18 protein-coding genes are annotated in these 18,906 nt (G+C 36.5%); 3 read left to right on the forward strand and 15 right to left on the reverse strand.

What is annotated here, in order from left to right; genetic code table 11:
- Positions 1-29 precede the first annotated feature (29 nt).
- The 7 genes from IGJ18_RS06975 to IGJ18_RS07005 all read right to left on the reverse strand — a co-directional run bounded on the left by IGJ18_RS06975 (position 30) and on the right by IGJ18_RS07005 (position 6,641).
- Positions 30-1,643 carry a polysaccharide biosynthesis protein gene (locus IGJ18_RS06975; RefSeq protein ID WP_010737578.1) on the reverse strand — a complete coding sequence of 538 codons (1,614 nt, stop codon included), beginning with the start codon at positions 1,641-1,643 and terminating at the stop codon, positions 30-32.
- Positions 1,644-1,794: 151 nt separating this feature from the next.
- Positions 1,795-2,112 (reverse strand): AzlD domain-containing protein, encoded by a 318-nt coding sequence (locus IGJ18_RS06980; protein ID WP_010737579.1) that lies wholly within the window; start codon positions 2,110-2,112, stop codon positions 1,795-1,797.
- A complete protein-coding gene (locus IGJ18_RS06985; RefSeq protein ID WP_010719157.1) occupies positions 2,105-2,893 on the reverse strand; it encodes an AzlC family ABC transporter permease in 789 nt (262 codons plus the stop codon). The genes IGJ18_RS06980 and IGJ18_RS06985 overlap by 8 nt, the downstream gene beginning before the upstream one ends.
- Before the next feature lie 192 nt (positions 2,894-3,085).
- Entirely contained in the window at positions 3,086-4,018 is a 933-nt protein-coding gene (locus tag IGJ18_RS06990; protein WP_010737580.1) for a cation diffusion facilitator family transporter, read from the reverse strand.
- Between the two features lie 138 nt (positions 4,019-4,156).
- Positions 4,157-5,224 (reverse strand): hypothetical protein, encoded by a 1,068-nt coding sequence (locus IGJ18_RS06995; protein ID WP_034697961.1) that lies wholly within the window; start codon positions 5,222-5,224, stop codon positions 4,157-4,159.
- The gene (locus IGJ18_RS07000; protein ID WP_010719154.1) at positions 5,224-6,120 is read right to left on the reverse strand and encodes a hypothetical protein; all 897 of its coding nucleotides are present in this window, start codon (positions 6,118-6,120) and stop codon (positions 5,224-5,226) included. The genes IGJ18_RS06995 and IGJ18_RS07000 overlap by 1 nt, the downstream gene beginning before the upstream one ends.
- Before the next feature lie 329 nt (positions 6,121-6,449).
- Positions 6,450-6,641 (reverse strand): hypothetical protein, encoded by a 192-nt coding sequence (locus IGJ18_RS07005; RefSeq protein WP_010719153.1) that lies wholly within the window; start codon positions 6,639-6,641, stop codon positions 6,450-6,452.
- A 156-nt stretch (positions 6,642-6,797) separates the two neighbouring features.
- On the opposite strand from IGJ18_RS07005, the gene IGJ18_RS07010 reads away from it, so the two are divergent.
- From IGJ18_RS07010 to IGJ18_RS07020, 3 genes are all read left to right on the forward strand, one after another.
- Positions 6,798-8,300 carry a DUF1846 domain-containing protein gene (locus tag IGJ18_RS07010; RefSeq protein ID WP_438843076.1) on the forward strand — a complete coding sequence of 501 codons (1,503 nt, stop codon included), beginning with the start codon at positions 6,798-6,800 and terminating at the stop codon, positions 8,298-8,300.
- 230 nt (positions 8,301-8,530) lie between these two features.
- Positions 8,531-9,712: a NupC/NupG family nucleoside CNT transporter gene (locus IGJ18_RS07015; protein WP_438843077.1), complete on the forward strand. Its 1,182-nt coding sequence runs from the start codon at positions 8,531-8,533 to the stop codon at positions 9,710-9,712.
- Between the two features lie 202 nt (positions 9,713-9,914).
- The gene (locus tag IGJ18_RS07020; protein WP_438843078.1) at positions 9,915-10,472 is read left to right on the forward strand and encodes a guanylate kinase; all 558 of its coding nucleotides are present in this window, start codon (positions 9,915-9,917) and stop codon (positions 10,470-10,472) included.
- Between the two features lie 74 nt (positions 10,473-10,546).
- On the opposite strand, the gene IGJ18_RS07025 is transcribed toward IGJ18_RS07020, so the two are convergent.
- The 8 genes from IGJ18_RS07025 to IGJ18_RS07060 form a co-directional block, all read right to left on the reverse strand.
- Positions 10,547-11,536 (reverse strand): sce7725 family protein, encoded by a 990-nt coding sequence (locus IGJ18_RS07025; RefSeq protein WP_113820761.1) that lies wholly within the window; start codon positions 11,534-11,536, stop codon positions 10,547-10,549.
- Between the two features lie 6 nt (positions 11,537-11,542).
- Positions 11,543-12,232, reverse strand: coding sequence for a hypothetical protein (locus IGJ18_RS07030; protein ID WP_438843079.1), 690 nt, complete (start codon positions 12,230-12,232; stop codon positions 11,543-11,545).
- 235 nt (positions 12,233-12,467) lie between these two features.
- Positions 12,468-13,916: an amidase gene (locus IGJ18_RS07035; protein ID WP_207427972.1), complete on the reverse strand. Its 1,449-nt coding sequence runs from the start codon at positions 13,914-13,916 to the stop codon at positions 12,468-12,470.
- A gap of 325 nt (positions 13,917-14,241) precedes the next feature.
- On the reverse strand, positions 14,242-15,174 hold the full coding sequence (locus IGJ18_RS07040; protein WP_010719146.1) for a dihydroorotate oxidase: 933 nt from the start codon (positions 15,172-15,174) through the stop codon (positions 14,242-14,244).
- A gap of 75 nt (positions 15,175-15,249) precedes the next feature.
- Positions 15,250-15,882, reverse strand: coding sequence for a PepSY domain-containing protein (locus IGJ18_RS07045; RefSeq protein WP_081127594.1), 633 nt, complete (start codon positions 15,880-15,882; stop codon positions 15,250-15,252).
- A gap of 240 nt (positions 15,883-16,122) precedes the next feature.
- Positions 16,123-16,971 (reverse strand): MetQ/NlpA family ABC transporter substrate-binding protein, encoded by an 849-nt coding sequence (locus tag IGJ18_RS07050; protein ID WP_161652410.1) that lies wholly within the window; start codon positions 16,969-16,971, stop codon positions 16,123-16,125.
- Positions 16,972-16,983: 12 nt separating this feature from the next.
- The gene (locus IGJ18_RS07055; RefSeq protein ID WP_161652411.1) at positions 16,984-17,637 is read right to left on the reverse strand and encodes a methionine ABC transporter permease; all 654 of its coding nucleotides are present in this window, start codon (positions 17,635-17,637) and stop codon (positions 16,984-16,986) included.
- Positions 17,630-18,508, reverse strand: a complete 879-nt coding sequence (locus IGJ18_RS07060; RefSeq protein ID WP_438843080.1) for a methionine ABC transporter ATP-binding protein — start codon at positions 18,506-18,508, stop codon at positions 17,630-17,632. The genes IGJ18_RS07055 and IGJ18_RS07060 overlap by 8 nt, the downstream gene beginning before the upstream one ends.
- Between the last annotated feature and the right edge of the window lie 398 nt (positions 18,509-18,906).

Here is an 18,906-nt window from a genome sequence, read left to right on the forward strand (position 1 = left end):
AAAAAATTATCATGAACTGGATGTTGTTCCTAATTTTTGGTTGAGTGATGCCGATGCTGGAAGTTTTTAAGTAATTGGAGCCCATTTCTGCCAAATTGAGCAAAGAGAAATGTCAGCCCACCTATTCCACCAAGGCCAACACAATAAACAACAGCATGGGCTTTCGACGTCATCGTCAATTGGAGGTTCAATAGGATAAATACAATCGAACAAAGAACCAGCATCAACAAGGTTGAGCGGAATGTTTTAAGAAAGAAAAATCTGATTTTAGCTAGAGGTGCGATTCGATACTCTTTACACATATAGAAATAACCTCTGATAAACACGATCGCAAAAGCCATTGTGTTTGAAAAACTCATACCATAACCGCCAAATAGTGCTAATCCAATCACTTGAAAGACAATTTTCAAAATAATCGCTTCAACGGTCAGCCGAATCGCAATCATATGATGGCTAAGTGATTGTAACATCGTTGAAAGAATCGTGAACAATGAAAAGAATAATGAAGCGAGTAAGGCAAATTGGAAATAGCCGACACTATCAGGATCATATCCAAAAAATAAGGTATACAATGGACCCGCCAATAATGACATCCCCGCAAGAGAAGGAAGTAAAATCAAGACAGCAATTGAAAAACTATCTCCTACTGTCTTTTCAATTTGCAAACGATCTTTTTTTCTCAAAGTACTTAAAATCGGCAAACTGCTGATTGCGACTGTACCAACCATAGAAATCAAGATCAATGTCAACTTATTGGGATTAACTGAAGCTCGACTAAATAAAAATTCCAATTGTTGATTCGTGATTTCAGGTCTGAAAAAATGCAACAACGGCTTCATCGTCACTTGGTCAATCATTTGCACGATGGTAATAACAGATCCCACAAAGATGAAAGGTAAAGTTTCACGAATGATCGATACCGACTCTGCCCGATTTTCATGCTTGAAATAGCGACTAGAGATCAAGAAATCTTTTAATTTGAAATAATCATTTTTTATTCCAACGAAATACATATGGATAATTGCTGCTAACCCACCAAAGAAGGATGCCACTGTACTGATCAGAACAGCTTCTAAAATCGTTCCATCGGTCAAGACGCGTAAGTAAAACGTTCCTGCTAAAATGACCAGGACACGAACCGCTTGTTCAATGATTAGTGAGGTCCCATAAGGTCTCAGATTGTTTTTCCCTTGAAAATAACCTCTCATTGCACTAAGAACTGGAATGGCGATCAATGACGGACACAAACTACGAATTGCTAAGATCCCATTATTTACATTTGCAATTGGGCTGATTCCTGCAAGCATCGGGGCAAAAAGATACATCAGCACAGCAGAAATGATCCCAATGACAAACATGATATTGATGGTACTGCGAAAAATCGTTCGACAGCCCTGTTCATCATTTTCTTTCGTTGCTACAGCGACTTTTTTAGCAATCGCATTAGGAAACCCAACTGTTCCCAGCATCAGGAACAAGCCATAAGGTAAATAACCTACATTGTATAAAGTGGTCGCTAACATTCCTTCTTGATTGTTCCCCATCATACTTAGCCATGGGATCAAGTAAACAACACCTAATACCTTACAAAGCAAATTAGCAAAGGTTAACCAAAATGTTCCTTGCATCAATTTTTTATTCATTAAATTTTCCTCAACTATCTATATTTAAATCAATACCTTTCCCATTATAGCAAAAATTCAAAGAAGGACAAATCATCCTTAAAATTTTAATAAAAAAGGCAAAAAAAAAGCCATTCTCTAAAACTAAGAGAAGGCAAGATTTTGGAACTGTTTAAAACATCGACAGCAAAAATACCGAAGCAAGTCCAGTTACTACTGATAATGCCATAGAATGAGTTTTATACGCCACGCCAACTACGAGAACCATAGCTAAGATTTTGATATTCCAAGCAATGGCTAAATGTTCATGGGTAATAAAGACATCCTTGAATGCTAAAGCTGCGAATAGCGCAACAGGCACATATTTCATCCATTCACTAAACCATGAAGGGACTTTCCGATGGGTAAAATAGAGCATCGGGAATAGTCGTGGCACATAAGCCACCACGAATAAACTAAGTACTAAAAGAATAAGATACGTCTTAGTCATGATGTTGACTCTCCTGTTCTGGGAAGTTGAATAGTGGTTCATTGACATGTTTGCCACGGTTTTTTAATCGTTTTAATTTTTTTGCCTTCTCTTTTTTGAAAGCTTTCTCTAAAGCAAACCCTGCAAAAGAGGCGATCACCGTCGCAGCAATTAAACCTAATGTATTTTGGAACATGACCATGAAAGTAACGCCTAATACACCAGAAAACAATCCTGTAAAAATGAGCAGCTTATTTTTCATTTGCATGACAAACATGAAGATAAACATCGCAGTCAGTGCAAAGTGAACGAGATCAGCATCTACATGGATAACAGAACCAAACATGTTTCCAATCATGTTACTACCTGTCCAAGAAGCCATCGAAAACCAATTTACATATAAAGCTTTACGCTTATTCCATGTAGGATCAGTTGAATATTTAAGATAATTAACCGCATAATTTTCATCATTTAACGATTGTGAAAATACCGCCAAGAATAGTCTCTTTTCTTTCTTCATAAAACCTGAAAGACTCGACCCTAACAATGTGTAACGTAATTCCAAGAAAAATACCATCAAAAGTGTCGTTGCAAAAGATGCTTGAGTTGTTAGCATCGAAGCAACTAAAAATTGCGCTCCACCCGAAAATACTAATATGGACAACAGACCGGTTAAGATTGGATCAAAACCCACTTTTTGCAATAAGACACCACAAGCTAACCCAACTGGTATATAACTTAAGCAAAGTGGCATTACTGCGTGCAAAGCCTGAAGCCATGGCGCACTTTTCTTTTTATTCATCAAAATGTCTCCTTCAATTACAACAAATAAACAGCGGACTCATTGTAACATAAAAAAACGAAATTGTAGCCGTTTTATCTAAAAACAATATTATATTTTTCTCATTTTAAGCTTGAATATTGAAATTTTAAATCATAAACAAGTTATTTTTATGCAACATAAAAGCATTGTTTTGCTGAAGAATCAGCATGGTCATCTTCGATAATTAGGGTCATATTTATCAGTTTCAATATAAATATAAACTTTTTTATCATTTAAAGACTGCCGAATCGTTTCTTCAATGTTATTGATGATTGCATACGATTCATTCTCTGGGTGATCAAAGATATCAATTTTAGCAGCTACCAATACCTCAGTTGGGCTCAGATGAACGGTCTTTACATCGATCAAACGAGAGACTTCCGGACGCTCAAAGGCTTGCTTGATTTTAATCAAGTCACTCGTTGTCACACTTTCACCAACAATCAAACTATAAAATTCTTTTGCTAAGAAAATGGCAGCTCCCATCAACAATAATCCGATCAATAGGCCGCTAATCGCATCAAACGCCGCAATTCCTGTTACCATCGTCAAGACTGTTCCTAATAAAGCAAGAATGAGTCCGATCACGGCACAAAAATCTTCAGTAAAGATGATCAAAATTTCACTGTGACGACTTTCTCTCAAAAATTTCATCAATGATAATTTTTCGGTATTCAACTCATGGATTTCTTTCATAGCGATACGTAATGACGTTCCTTCAATGGCTAATCCAAAAATTAAAATAATGATAACGATCAATGAGTTATCAACTTCATGCGCAGGATGGGTCAATTTTTCAAAAGCTTCCATGACTCCCAAAGCTCCCCCACCAAAAAAGAGCATGGTTGCCACAATTGTGCTAAAAAAATATTTTGCTCTTCCTTCGCCAAATTGGTGTAACTCGCTTTGCCCTCTATTCGCTCGTTTATCCCCAAAAAGCAAAAGGATTTGATTGCTGCAATCGACGATACTATGAATACTTTCATTCAGCATTGCCGCACTTCCACTAATGGCATAACCGACAAATTTACTGATTGCAACTAAAATATTCGCACCTAATGCAGCAATCACAGAGAACATCCCGCTCTTTTTAAAATTTTCCATCTTATTTCCTTCTTTCTTTTCTTCTCAACAGTTTCTCAGTTAACTATCTCTCGGAAGAACCGTGTGATCTATTGCCTGCAGACGGAACAAAAAACATGCGACAATCTCTCTAAGGATTGCCACACGTTTATATCCTGTCTAAGCCTTTCGAACCATCAAAGGAACCAAAAATTCGTAATTGATAAAGAAATCAATCACTGATCGATGGTACTCCCCAGAAGAAACTTCAAGCATTGTTTGGTTTTTCTGATTTTTGGAAATGATCATGGATTGTCCTTTATCTAATAGAACTTGGTATTTTTCTTCTCCAATTTTTTCAAAATCATATTGAGGATTTTTCATCGCTACGATAAAGATGTCATCTAGTACCTGGTCAGTCAATTCAAATTGACTTTGAAGATTCAGATGTAACGGTTGGGTGTTATCTAGTAAGGTTTGCTTGACTAAGAAACCTAAGTGACGTGCATGAGCTAATATTTGGTTGAACTTATGATTGAAAATAGTCAGTTGACCAGCAGAGAATACCCGTTCAACAGACCAATAACGAATCAAAGATAACACACGGTCATCCTGAACCGTGATTTCCATCGTTTCTGGTGAAACTTCCAATAAGTTGAGTGATTCCACTTGGTATCGTTGATCAATCGTCGGAAGAACAAAAGAAAATACTAATTGATTGGAATCATTCAAACGATAGTTGATCGAAAAATGTCGTGTTTCCCAAGTATCATAAGTGGTATTAGAGAATTTCAACCCAATATCATTTAAAGGTTTTAGCAACTCATAAGTAAAGTATTCGATCAAACTTGTCTTACCAATCGGGGAAATAGGTTCTGCTTTTAAGATATAGCGTTCAAAAGCATCTAATAATTGTGAAAAGTCCGATTCAAGTAGATATTTTCGTAAGCGTAAATCCGCTAATTCTGCCTCTGCTGTTTCAATCAAAAGAACAATGTCTTGATGGTCTTTTTCTTTTGTTTCTAAATAGACTTGATTTTCCCTCGCTTCATGTGGATGACTGGATTCAATTGCCTCTAATTGTTCAGAAGTGACCTGTTCATTTTCATCAAGCAAATCATCTTCAGAAGCAGAGTGATTGCTGGAGTTTTCAGGATCTGTTTCTATTGCTTCTTCCGCCACAGTCGTTTCTGCTAACGATTGTGCTTCCAGCTCTTCATTTTTTTCTAACTCTTCATGCTCATTCATTACTCTACCCCTCCCTCTTGCATCGATACTTCTGGGTTTTCATGTGGATCAACATTACCTAAGTAATTCATTAGGAAATGATGGATGGTTTGACTGAACCCTTCTATCCCACCGAAGTAGCGATTGATTTGTCGTTGTTCTTTTTCAACGATCGCTGCACGTAATTGATTCGCTTTTGCTTCGTTAAGTAAAGCAGCTTTTTGATTTTGGATTTTTTCAGGTGCTTCAAGATAAGGCATCCAGCCTAATTTTTCATTCGATAATGCTTGTTTTTGTTTTTTTAGTTCTTGGATTTCTTCATCAATTTTTTTCCGATTTAAGAATCCTTTAGTGTCATCCAGATCAGAGATTTGGCGATCCACTTCTTTTAATTCTTCATCCAGACGATCGATCTCGGCTTTTGCAGTGATGACTTTAGCATCAAGTTCGTTAATTTGTTGACTGTAGTCATCCGGTTCCTGGTTTGCATAGGTGCCCCACTCTTCGTCAATTTGGGGCAAAACGAAAATTTCCGGTAGACTAGCATCGATGCCAATTGTTGGCCTTTCGTGATAATACGTACCGATCTTGTAATAACTCATCGTAGGAGAAATCTTTTCGACTAGCTCCATAAATGGAAATTCTTGAATAAAGCGATCATGGATTTTCCGCATTAATAGCTGATCGATTTCATGGTTTTCATTCGAACTTTTTTTCAATTCCTCATTTAAATGACCATTATACAGTTGATAGATTTCTGGAATGTTTTCTTCACGAACAGCTCTTTCAAATGCTTGTAAATCCTCTAACAGTTGAGATAGATTCGTGCTAGCTTTTTCTTTGATATCAAAAAAAGTAGTGTCATCTTCTTGCTGAATGATGATTTCTTCGTTATTTTCTTGTGGTGTTTCTTTCATTTTGATTACCTCCTCACAGTTATCCACTTTCTTGGACAGAAGCACAATAGGTTGAGTTTACTTACTATTGAATTGATAATTTAATAGTACCATTTTATAGAAAAAAATGTTACAAAGGGCTTCCTCCTCTATGTATCTTTTAATCAATATTCATTGATTATCCACCGTTTTGATAAGGTCTGATTATTGTGCTTTCACTATTGAATAATCTTACGTATCGAGAGTAAAACAAAAGAGTGGAAAGAGGATTGAAGCGACCTCCAAAAGTTAGATTCTAACTTTTGGGGGTTACTACAGATCCCCCCACTCTTTTTCACTCAGTAATTTTTTTATTTTTGAGGCAGATCTCTGGTTGTGAAGTGAATGCGCTGATTTTCATCACGAGATAATAGTGTTTCTTCATTCAAATAAGTAAACTTCATCTCTTCTAAATCAGTATTTTCGAGCATTTTTTCATAACCGGTAAAAATCGAACGGATATATTGTTTATATGCGTTTTTCTTTTTCTGTCTTTTTTTCATGTGACACCTTCCTTATCAAAACTATCATACCAATGAATTTAAGATGAAACAAGCCAGATTTGAGATTTTATCTGTTGTTTTAATCCGGTGTTAGTTACTAGTTGACGAAAATCAAAAAAAATGAAAAAATGCTTTAGTACTTAAGGAGGGAATCTCGTGAAAAAAATCGGTTTTGATTCAGAGAAATATATCGAAGAACAATCAGCATATATCCTTGAACGAGTGAATCACTATGACAAATTATATTTAGAATTTGGAGGCAAATTGGTCGATGATAAGCATGCCAAACGTGTTTTGCCTGGCTTTGAAGAAGATGCAAAAATCAAATTGTTACAAAAATTAAAAGACCAAGCAGAAATCTTGATTTGCGTCTACGCTGGAGACATTGAACGTAATAAAATTCGTGGGGATTATGGTATCACTTATGACATGGATATTTTACGCTTGATCGACGAAATGCGTGGCTACGGATTATCTATCAATAGTGTCGTCATTACTCGTTACAATGGTCAGCCAGCTACGAATGTCTTCGTCAATAAATTAGAAAGACGTGATATCAAAGTCTACAAACATTCAGAAATTGAAGATTATCCAATTAATGTTGAAAAAATCGTTTCTGAAAACGGCTTTGGCAAAAATGAATATATTGAGACCAGTAAGCCAATCGTTGTTGTTACTGCTCCTGGACCTGGTAGTGGCAAACTAGCAACATGTTTGAATCAGCTTTATCATGAAAGCCAAAAAGGACAATCAGCAGGTTATTCAAAATTTGAGACCTTCCCTGTTTGGAATGTCCCATTGAAACATCCACTAAACATTGCCTATGAAGCTGCCACTGTGGATTTAAAAGATGTCAATATGATCGATTCCTTCCATTATGATGCCTATGGCAAGGTTGCTGTAAACTATAATCGAGATGTTGAAACCTTTCCAGTAATCAAACGGATCATTGAAAAAATCACTGGTAAAGAATCAATCTATCAATCCCCTACCGATATGGGTGTGAATCGTGTGGGATTCGGAATCGTTGATGATGAAGTTGTGCAAGAAGCTTCTCGACAAGAAATCATCCGCCGCTTTTTCCAAACAGAGTGTGATTTCAAAAAAGGATTGATCGATGAGGAAGCAGTAAATCGAATTAAATTGATCATGGAAGAAGTAGGTCTTCAATCTGAAGACCGTCAAGTGGTATTGCCTGCTCACGAGTATGCAAAAACTGTTCAAAATGACAGCAACGATCCTTCTGCGGTGATCGCGATCCAATTACCCGATGAAGTGATCATTACAGGACGCACCAGTTCTTTAATGAATGCTTCTGCTGCCGTCATTTTAAATGCGATCAAACATTTGGCACATATCTCAGATAATATTCCATTGTTGTCGCCGCTTGTTCTAGAACGGATTCAAGGGATGAAGTCTTCCGCACTGCATTCTTCCGTTGATACATTGAGCCTAAATGAAGTACTGATTGCTCTTTCAATCAGTGCGGTAACCAACCCTATCGCTCAAGTAGCTTATGACAAACTTGCTGAATTAGATGGTGCTCAAGCTCACTCGACAGTCATCGTCAATAAAAATGATGAACAAACGTTGAAACAATTAGGTATTGATATCACAAGTGCTCCCTTCTATCCATCGGAAAATTTATTTTATCAATAAGCATTGTTTCTTTATGAACAAATAGCTGAATAAACTCTTAAAAGATTTTATTTAAATTGCACCTGAAAAAGTGCAACTGATAATCTTTTAAGAGTTTTATTTTGTTGTATCCGTTTCAATTGAAATGTATGCGTTTCAGTCTAAAAAAGCGATGATAATCTTAGCAAAAAATTAGTATTTTAACGATAAAACGTGTAAAATTAAACGGAATTTTGATTAGGAGTGATAGTTTGAGTCAGATTTTAGGAATTATTGGATTACTTTTTATTTTTAGCCTTGCTTTTTTGTTTAGTACCAACAAGAAAGCCATCAAAGTAAAACCTTTACTATTGATGATCGTGTTGCAATTTATTTTTGGTTTTATTTTGTTACGAACGACTTTTGGTACAGCAGTCGTTTCCATGTTAGCGAAAGTATTCGATCATTTACTGGCGTTTGCAGGTGAAGGAGTCAATTTCGTTTTTGCTGGGGTAGCCAATAAAGGCAGTGCGCCGTTTTTCTTAAATGTTTTGATGCCGATTGTTTTTATTTCTGCAATCATCGGGATTTTGCGTTATATCAAGATCTTGCCATTATTCATGAAGGCAGTTGGATTGGGTTTAAGTAAAATCAATGGTATGGGGAAATTAGAATCTTACAACGGTGTTGCTTCAGCAATACTAGGTCAATCTGAAGTTTTTATTTCAATAAAAAAAGAATTGCCTTTCTTATCTGAAAAACGTTTATTTACCATGAGCGTTTCTGCCATGTCGACTGTTTCGATGTCGATCGTGGGTTCTTATATGGCATTGATCGATTCTAAGTATGTAATTACTGCGCTGGTATTGAACTTATTCGGTGGGTATATCTTGGCCTCCATCGTTAATCCCTATGAATTAGAAGAAAAAGAAGATGAGTTGATCATTGAAGAAAACAAAGAACAAACTTTCTTCCAAATGCTTGGAGAATATATTCTTGACGGCTTTCATGTAGCGATTACAGTCGCTGCTATGTTGATTGGATTCGTTGCTCTTATTGCTATGATCAATGCCATTTTTAGTGGAATCTTTGGGATCTCTTTCCAAGAAATTCTTGGTTACATCTTTGCTCCACTAGCATTTATCAGCGGGATTCCTTGGAAAGAAGCTGTGGATGCGGGTAGTATCATGGCGACGAAACTTGTGACAAATGAATTTGTTGCGATGACAGAACTAGCCACTGGGAACCTGCATTTTACTGAACGTACAACAGCTATTTTATCTGTCTTTTTAGTATCTTTTGCTAACTTCTCTTCCATTGGAATCATTTCGGGTGCTATGAAAGGTCTAAATGAAGAAAAAGGAAACTTAGTTGCGAAACATGGATTAAAAATCTTGTTGACTGCCACATTAGTCAGCTTTTTAAGTGCAATCGTCACTGGTTTATTAGTCTAAATGATTAAATTTAATTGAACTGTATATTTAAAACACTCTCTTTGCTCTTTAGACGATTTTCTAAAGACTCAAGAGAGTGTTTTTTATAAGACAAAATTTATTGTCGTCCACCTGGAATATCTATGCGAAAAGAACAATTGCTAAAAGAAACTTTCTCGTGTATCGTTTAATAAAAGAAATAAAGGGTTAAAGGAGATTCATGATGAACAAATGTTATGTATTTATTGGTCCTTCTGGTTCAGGAAAAACCTCCATTGCTAATGCTCTTTTTGATCCAAAAGAAAAAATTGTCACTTCGACGACTCGTCCTCCTCGAAAAGGTGAAACCGATCAAAAAGATTACTATTTTCTCTCTGAAGACAAATTTGAACAGTTGATCACTGAACAGGCATTTGTGGAATGGGATGAATATGCGGGACATAAATATGGTTCAACTAAGAGGGAGATTGCTCAAAAGTTGAAAAATGGTGATTGTTATACGATTTTAACAGCTGCTGGTTTTTGGGCACTCTTCCATGCATTTGGGGAACAGATCCAACCAGTATTTGTGACTATCGCTAAAAACAAATTGAAGCAGCGTTTAGAACAACGTGGAGATGCTCCGGATCAAATCAAAAAAAGGCTCGCTCTTTTTGAGCAAGACACGAAGAAATTAGATGAGTTAAAAAAACGACCAAACCTCATTGTTTTAGCAAATAATGAAGGGTTAGAAGCCACCAAAAACCAATTTAAGCGACAAATAAAAATGCTCAAAGAATGATCTTATTTTGATAAACAGGATTGATTAGCAAAAAAATCTCTCACTAGCTTCAAAACATAAACTAGTCAGGGGAATCAAACCAATTTTTGTCGTTCTGTATGTCCAATACCACAAATCAGCGAATGTAATTCTTCTACTTTAGAATACATGCGTAACCAATTAGTCGGCTGGTCTAATAATAAACTGAGCAGTTCTAAATGATGGACCAATGTCCATTTTTTCAATACACCTAAACCAGGAAATTTTTTTTGTTGTTTCAAAGAAAGCAGGGCTAATATACCCGTTGTAATCAACAGTTGATCTTGGTTCCTCAATACCCACTGTTGCATTTTTTCAACAGCTTCAAAAAACTTTAGTGCTTGATCCTTAGCTGAATCGTTCGTATCAGAAATAAAATGTTTTACTCTGAGATTACCATATGCATCAACATAGGTCAGATGAAGTGCCAATGCCCGACTAGGAAAGCCTTTATCAAAATAGCGACTTCCTTCAATCGTAAAATCTGAAAAGCCATGATTCCCCTCTTCTTTAAAAAACAAATAGTCGTCGCTAAAAAAATCATCTATTTTTTCGCTATAATCTTCTACGTGTTTTCTTGGTTTAAAGGCTTCTTTTATGATGATTTTGTTTTCTGGTAACCAGATATGGAACCGACTATGGTCTGGTAACAAAAAATGAGTATCCATTTTTGAAAGTTCTTTCCATATTTTTGGATCACGCGGCTGATGTTGTCCATCAAAAATGATCAATTTAGGTGGTTGCTCCATGATCTGTTGGTAATTATCGGACGTGATGATCATTGCATGTTGAATGGAACTATTTTCTTTTTCTTCCCATAAATGTAAATGTTCATCAAAAAGTTTGAACTGACCCACTTGGGGATTATCGATGATGATCAGCGGGTGATTTACTTTTTGGAATAACTCGACAACGTTTTTAAAGGTAGCTGAATCACGAACTGGTTCGATGATGGGAACCACCTTTTTAGATAATAGATTCTGTTGAATCATTTCTTTTAATGCTAAAAGATCAAACTGTTTCCCTCTCAAATAAGGATAGTACATACTTATTCACTCCAATGGCTCTGTTGGCAAGCGTCTAACTTGCTGCTTTTGTCGCAGATTCTCATAATCTTGCTGTAAAGCGTTGATTTCTGCTTGTAAATCTTGGATCGCTTGATTTTCTGTTTCCTCAATAAATCGTTCATAATAACGCTCTTTGGCAAATGGATCTTGAGAATCTGAACGTTTTTTTAATTCTTTATACAACTGATCAGTTGGAAAATATTTGACGCCTCGTTCCATTTGTTTGGCTTTTCTTACTTCTCTAAATAATGAAGCCATAAAACGGTTGAGTAGCGCCTCTTCCGCCACTGCTAACGGTTGCTTCATTGCTTTTTTAGCAATAATGAATGTACCATAAGCTGGCATCTCTTCTGCTATCCCGTAAGGTCGATAAACTAAAACACCGATACCAGTGGGGATTTCAGCTTTGACTTCATCAAAAAGTGTTTGAGGTAATACAAAATAATTGTAATTCCCGACAAACGATAATTTTGCAGTGGAACGAAAGTCCGCTTTTGATACTTTCAACTCATAGCAACGCCACTCTCTTGTACCATCAAACTTTGTGAGACAACTTAACGTATCCACGATACCATGTTCGTCAGGCATGGTCACCTCTTCTACGACAATGCCCCCTTGTTCGATACAGTATTGATAAAGAGAAGTTTCCATCTCGATCGTTAAAGGAGTTTTCAATTCCTCCACCTCCGAACATATTTTCGCCTACCCATTCTACCTTAGATCCAACAAAAAATCTATCGTTAATTATTATTTGAATCGTTTACTTAAAAATATTTAGAATTAGTTTTTGTTCAATTTGATCCTGCGAAATGAATGGGACAAAACATCGTCACGAGGTAGCTGACAGCCAGATAAAAAACAGTTGAGTCTAAAGTTTTCTTAGTCCCAACTGCTTTTCTTCAACTGACTATTATTGATAACTTGGCGGTAAATAGAATTTTTGATGATTTTCAAAGATTTCGCCAATTTGAAAGAGCAAGTCTTCTCGTCCTCTGGCAGCCATGAATTGGATACCCAAAGGCAGACCTTCCTCACTGATATGTGTGGGTAAACTGATTGCTGGTTGTCCCGTCAAATTTGCCAGTTGGGTGTAAGGCGTGATCTTTAAACTTTCCTCAAACATTTCAGAAATAACTGCTAAACTTTCTTGTTCGTTGCATTCGTTGATTCCAGCCATTTTTGCCCGAATTTCATCGCTTTGAAGATCAGTGGAAATTTCTGGAGCAGTAAATGCTGTTGTCGGCGAAAGAAAAAGATCAACAGTTTGAAATAGTTCTTCCATTGTGATTGCTGCATGATCCCAAACATGAAGTGACTGGATATAGTTCGCTGCAGAAACCTTCTTGCCGTATTCTAGTAGTACCCAAGAAATCGGTTCAAGTTCATTTTGAGCAACCGACCGTCCTAACCCAGATTCAATCGAGTGAATCATACTAGCTGTTTCTGCTCCATTCATTTGATAATAAGACTGAATCAAGGCTCTTCCATCAAGAGGGTAATTGATTTCAATGATTTCATGGCCTTCTTGTGCTAAAAATGTCACCGCATTGGTCACTGCTTGTCGTGCTTCATCGCTGATTTTTGTGTGGATCGGTGATTCTGTGCAAACAGCAATTTTCAACCGTTTTTTTGGTGGATGCTCTTGCCATTCCGCTGGCGAAACTTGATAAGGCGCTCCTGAATGGATACTTCGCAGTCCTGCAAATAAAGCTTTGGTGTCTCTCATAGAAATGGTCAAACCAAAATCAATCGCTGCTCCTTGCCAACCTCGCCAAGCATGAGGACCAACTGGCATCGTTCCTCGTGAAGGTTTTAAGCCAATCAGACCACAAAAGGAAGCAGGTATGCGAATTGATCCTCCACCGTCACTAGCACCAGCGATCGGTAAAATACCAGAAGCAACAACGGCTGCTGCCCCACCACTTGAACCACCTGGCGAATGCGCAAGATTCCAAGGATTTTTAGCTGAACCATAAAGTTGTGGGTCGGTGATATTCTTAAAACCAAACTCTGGTGCATTCGTCTGCCCCAGTGGGATAAGACCAATTTTTTCAACTTGCGAAACAAAATTTGAATTTCTAGATGAGCGATGAGTTTGAAAAAGCTTTGAGCCTGATGTAGCTAACCAACCTTGCTTTTCCTGTCCTAACATTTTCAACGGGAAAGGTAAGCCGCTTAAAGGCTGTTCATCCTTTAGAATTGGTGCCTCATCTTTAATCGGTTGATCTGTTTCAAAAGTAACGAACGCATTTAATTCTGGATTTAATTTTGCTACTTTTTGGCTAACCTCTTTGACTAATTCCTTGTAACTGAACTGCTTCTTTTTTAGACCCTTCACGATCTCCATGCCATCTTTCAAGTAAATCCCTCCTTTTATTTGTCATACCTTTGTGCCATTTTCTCATATTTCTATTCAACAAACAAAAAGAATGATTACGCTTCATGTTAGAAACGGTGGTGCTATTATCAGTAATTATATACACCTATTGAATCCTAATAGCTAAGGTACTATTCATGGCAAACCAACGAATAGACTAAAAGCTAATCACCAGTTATTATTCTAAAACCACCGGATCGCATAAAAATAAGCCAAAGATTTCCAAAATAAGAGAAACTATGTTTGGATTCTTTGGCTTATTTTTTATTGTTGTCTTTTATTTCATCACTTAGAGAATCGTTAACGATTAGATCGTTTTTAGTTTCCCTCTAAATTCATCGATGGTTCGATACCCTTTTTCTGTCATGATCTGTTCGAGTTCTTTCGTGATCCGATCAAAAATTTTTGGTCCTTCTTTGTGAAGTTCGGTACCGATTTGTAGCATAGTTGCTCCACATAATAAATGTTCAAAAGCATCCTGTCCATTTCGAATGCCTCCAGTACCAATAATTTTGATCTCTGGTTTCAAGCGAGTATAAAAAGCACGGACATTCGCTAAAGCGGTTGGTTTCACATATTCTCCACCAAGTCCACCAAAACCCTCTTTAGGTTTGATCACGACCGCTTCTTTTTGAGGATCGATATACAAACCATTGCCGATACTATTAATAGAATTTACATAAGTTAAAGGAAATTGATTCAAAATTTCAGCCATTTGATCAAAATGCGCCAAATCAAAATATGGGGGCAATTTGATTCCTAATGGTTTGGTGAAACGGGCAAAAACTTGTTGCAACAAATCTTCCGTCGCCTCAAAATCATAGGCTAACTGTGGTTTGCCAGGAACATTCGGACAAGAAAGATTCAATTCGGTGATTCCTTGAAAGTCACTCTTTTCAATCATTGTCAACATTTCCAAATTTTCTGCTGCACTCATGCCTGCAATAGAGAAAAAAAGCGGTTGTGTCTGCTGTTTTTCATAGTTCAATGCATAATCTAAGTAATAATCAAATCCACGATTAGGTAATCCCATGGAATTAATACTTCCAAGAGGTACATCGAAATAACGGGGTTCTGGATTTCCAGCACGTTCATTCAATGTACAACTCTTTGTGATAAAAGCGCCAGCATTGGATTGTTCCAATTCAACTAGTTCTGTCGTTGTCATGCAATGAACACCGGAGGCATTCATAAAAGGGTTAGCAAAAGTATGATTAAAAAAAGTCGTTTCTAAGGTCAAGTCATTCTCTCCTTTGATGAATCATTTTTTCTAGTTTATCATCAAGTCGATCAAAAGCAAATAGGCTCAAGCCAATTAATCATCATTTTCAGTTGCTAAAACTTCTCCTGTTTGACTATTGAGTTTTACTTGAGTACTCTTATTCCCGTTTTTCACTTTCACTTCCCAGTAAGTGGTACCAAGTTCCTTACTAAGATCCCAGTCAGTGGCTGTTCCCCCACCCGCTTGTTTTTCAGCGATCTTTGCTGCTTCTTCAATACTTAGAAGTTTACTTGTGTCCAAAGCGTCTTCTTGTTTCTTCTGTCCATTTTGTTCATCTTGATCTAAACGCTCAGGATTTTGTTTTTGGATTTCTTCGTTTGCTGCATTGATCTTCATTTCGTATTCATTTTGATCATCAACACCATCAATTTTATAGAAGAAACTTCCCCAACTACTATCTAATTCTAAACTGGTAATCGCTGCATTTGGATATTCTTTTTGAAACAACTCAATCGCTTTTTGTGCAGATACTTTGATCTCTTTTGTTGCATTCGTCCCAGAATTCATTGTTTGATTTGATGCTTCGGTTGAAGAAGTTGTTTGTTGACCAGTACTTGTTGACGTAGTCGCTGGAGCTGGCGTTGATTCTGGCGTGGACTGATTCGATTGACAACCTGCTAATAATAGTAATGAGAATAGACCACAAAAAATAACATTAGTTTTCATAAAATTTATTTCCTTTCTTGAATAAAAATCACTTTAATTTAAGTATACACAAGTAAAGTTGTTCTGTCATTTTTGAACAAATCAATCATTAAATAGCAAAAAAAGACAAGACTAAAAAAGTAATCAGTCTTGTCTAAAAAATCAAAATAAGAAAAAAATTGTCTCCGCTTCTACGAACAAGCAAAACGTGTTTTAAGTAAAAACGCAGTGCTTCCTTTCAATTGCTAATATGTAATACCTTTATTGGCTGCTATTCTCAGTTTCAGAAATGTCAGGTATGATCCAGTAATTATCTTTATTATGACTATTGATATATGTACGAAATTTTTCTGATTGGTAGGCTTTCTTAATTGCTTTTGCCCAATCCGTTTTTTCATTTTCTTTTGTCACAGCAGCTACGATTTGTAATTCAGGCACCATTTTTTCTAGCTCGATCAAATGAAGTTGTTCTCGAATTCCTGCATCTTCAACTGTGCTTCCAGGTATGACTTCAAAATCAAGGTCATCCAACACGTGTGGTAAAGTGTTCGTGTCCATCTCTTTGATATTTAACTGATAGGGGTTATTTGTGATTGCTTTTGCAGTCAAGTCGGTACTTTTCACTTGTTTATCCACTTGAATAAAACCAGCTTTAGCAAGAACTGCATAGGCTCGTGCTGCATTACTCGGATCTTGGGGAATCCCAATCATCATTCCTTTTTTCACCTCTTCTTTACTTGTATATTTGGAAGAGTACAAATTACACGGAACAGAGGGTGTAGCAACTAAAGGAACTAAATCAGTCCCATTCTCCTTATTGAAAACATTCATATAAGCGGAGTGCTGAGCAACATTTACATCAATCTTTCCTTCACCTAAGGCAGTATTTGATTGGATAAATTGAGAAAATTCAATTCGTTTAATCGTATATCCTTCCGATTCTAATATAGGTGCAATCGCATCATCAAATAAATCGTTATACGGTCCTCCAGTTACCCCCATGACAATTTCATGTTTTTTCTGAGCGTGTGATGATTGATCTTTTGAATGACAACCACCCCCAATGAGAACCAATACGAACAGACAGACTATAGTCACTATTTTTTTCATGAAGTTTACTCCTTAATATTTAATTTTATGATAAAGATAATTTCCCAGAAATTGGATACTGTTTATTAAAACAATTAAGATAACTACCGTTACAACAATCATCCCACTATTAAATCGTTGATAGCCTTGGGAAATAGCTAAATCCCCGATTCCTCCTCCACCAACAGTTCCCGCCATAGAAGAGGCATTAATTAGTCCAATCATTGAATTAGTAATGGCTAATATAATCGCCGGTCGAGCTTCAGGTAGAATAAAGTAAAGAATGATTTCCAATCGGTTTGCCCCTAAAGTTTTGGCACATTCGATAATTGTAGGAGGGATTTCTAGAATGGCTTGCTCGATTAAACGGCCCATAAAGGGAACAATATATAACGTTAGCGGGACAATAGCAGCAGTTGTTCCAATGGAAGTTCCAACAACTAAGCGAGTAAAAGGCAAAATAGCAACCAATAAAATGATAAATGGCACTGAACGCAAGATGTTGATAAGCGTCTGTAACACCGTGTACATAGGAGAATTAGCTAAAACACCTTGTTTTCTGGTCTCTGCTAATAGTATGCCTAAAGGAACTCCTAAGCCGATAGCGAACACCAAAGAAATACTGACCATATAAATCGATTCATAAGTTGCTTTGAGAATGATTTCTGATGAAAGTATTTCAAACATCAACGGTCACCTTCTCATAACTAATTAGTTGGTCAATAAATTCATTATCAGGAATTTTATTCGTTAGAAAATACATCGCAAAAAAACGTTCTCCGCTAATATGTATGGTTTTGATATCATAGACCGTCCCCTCTATTTTACTTTCTTGAAAACGAGCATAATTTGTGGCATTCATCAGGAAGTATAGGACATAATTAAAAGAAATCGATTCTTTTTTTGGATACTTAGGATAAATCATATCGGCTAAAAATTCACGAACTAAATTGCTTTGAGGACTTAAAAACATTTTTTTGGTTGTTGCCTGTTCAATAACTTTTCCTGAATCAATGACAGCCACTTCATCACAAATTTCTTTTATCGCCTCCATTTCATGGGTGACTAAAATGATGGTGGTTCCTAGTTCCTCATTCACTTTTTTTAACAAATTTAGAATACTTTTTTTAGCGGTTGGATCAAGAGCGCTAGTAATTTCGTCGCATAATAAAAGCGAAGGCTCCGTTACTAACGCTCTAGCAATCCCCACTCGTTGTTTCTGCCCACCAGATAAATGGGAGGGATATGTACTTTTTTTCTCTATCATCGATACATAACGTAAAACGTTTTCAATTCTTTTGTCGTATTCCTGCTTATTGACTTTGCTAAATCTCAGAGCAAGTCGAATGTTATCAGCGACAGTTTTTGAATGCAATAAGGCATAATGTTGAAATATTGTGCTGCTTTTCACATCTTTTGATAGAGATATCTTACCTTTTGTTGGTTGATCTAATCCGTTTATTAAACGAATCATTGTACTTTTTCCTGCACCACTTCGTCCAATGATACCAAAGATTTTACCTTTTGGTATAAATAAATTGAGATCATTTAGGATCATGGTACCTCCAAAAGACTTTGAAACGTGTTCAAATGAAATCAAGCTCTCATTCCTTTCCGGCGCATTCATATAAAAACTTTAACTATGTGGGAATTAATAGAAAGACGATAAAAATCCTTAATAATTAAGTCTTTTTATGTAGTAGATGCGCACATCTATATTTTAATTTCTTCTTTTCGAATTAAATATAGCATGGAAAAATAGCCATGTCGAGACTAATATGTGATTTTAATCACATGAGCGTTGATAAAAAGCGAGAAGCAGAATGTTCCTTTCTTATACTTGATGAAAACAGTGATCAAGCAATGAACTACCCCGAAAAATAATCAAATGCAGTGGAAATGCAGTGGCGACAAAAAAATAAAGCTAAAAACATCAACAGAACGGCTCTGTATCAA

The sequence above is a fragment of the Enterococcus sp. AZ078 genome, assembly GCF_051714985.1.
Taxonomy (GTDB): Bacteria; Bacillota; Bacilli; order Lactobacillales; family Enterococcaceae; genus Enterococcus_B; species Enterococcus_B hirae.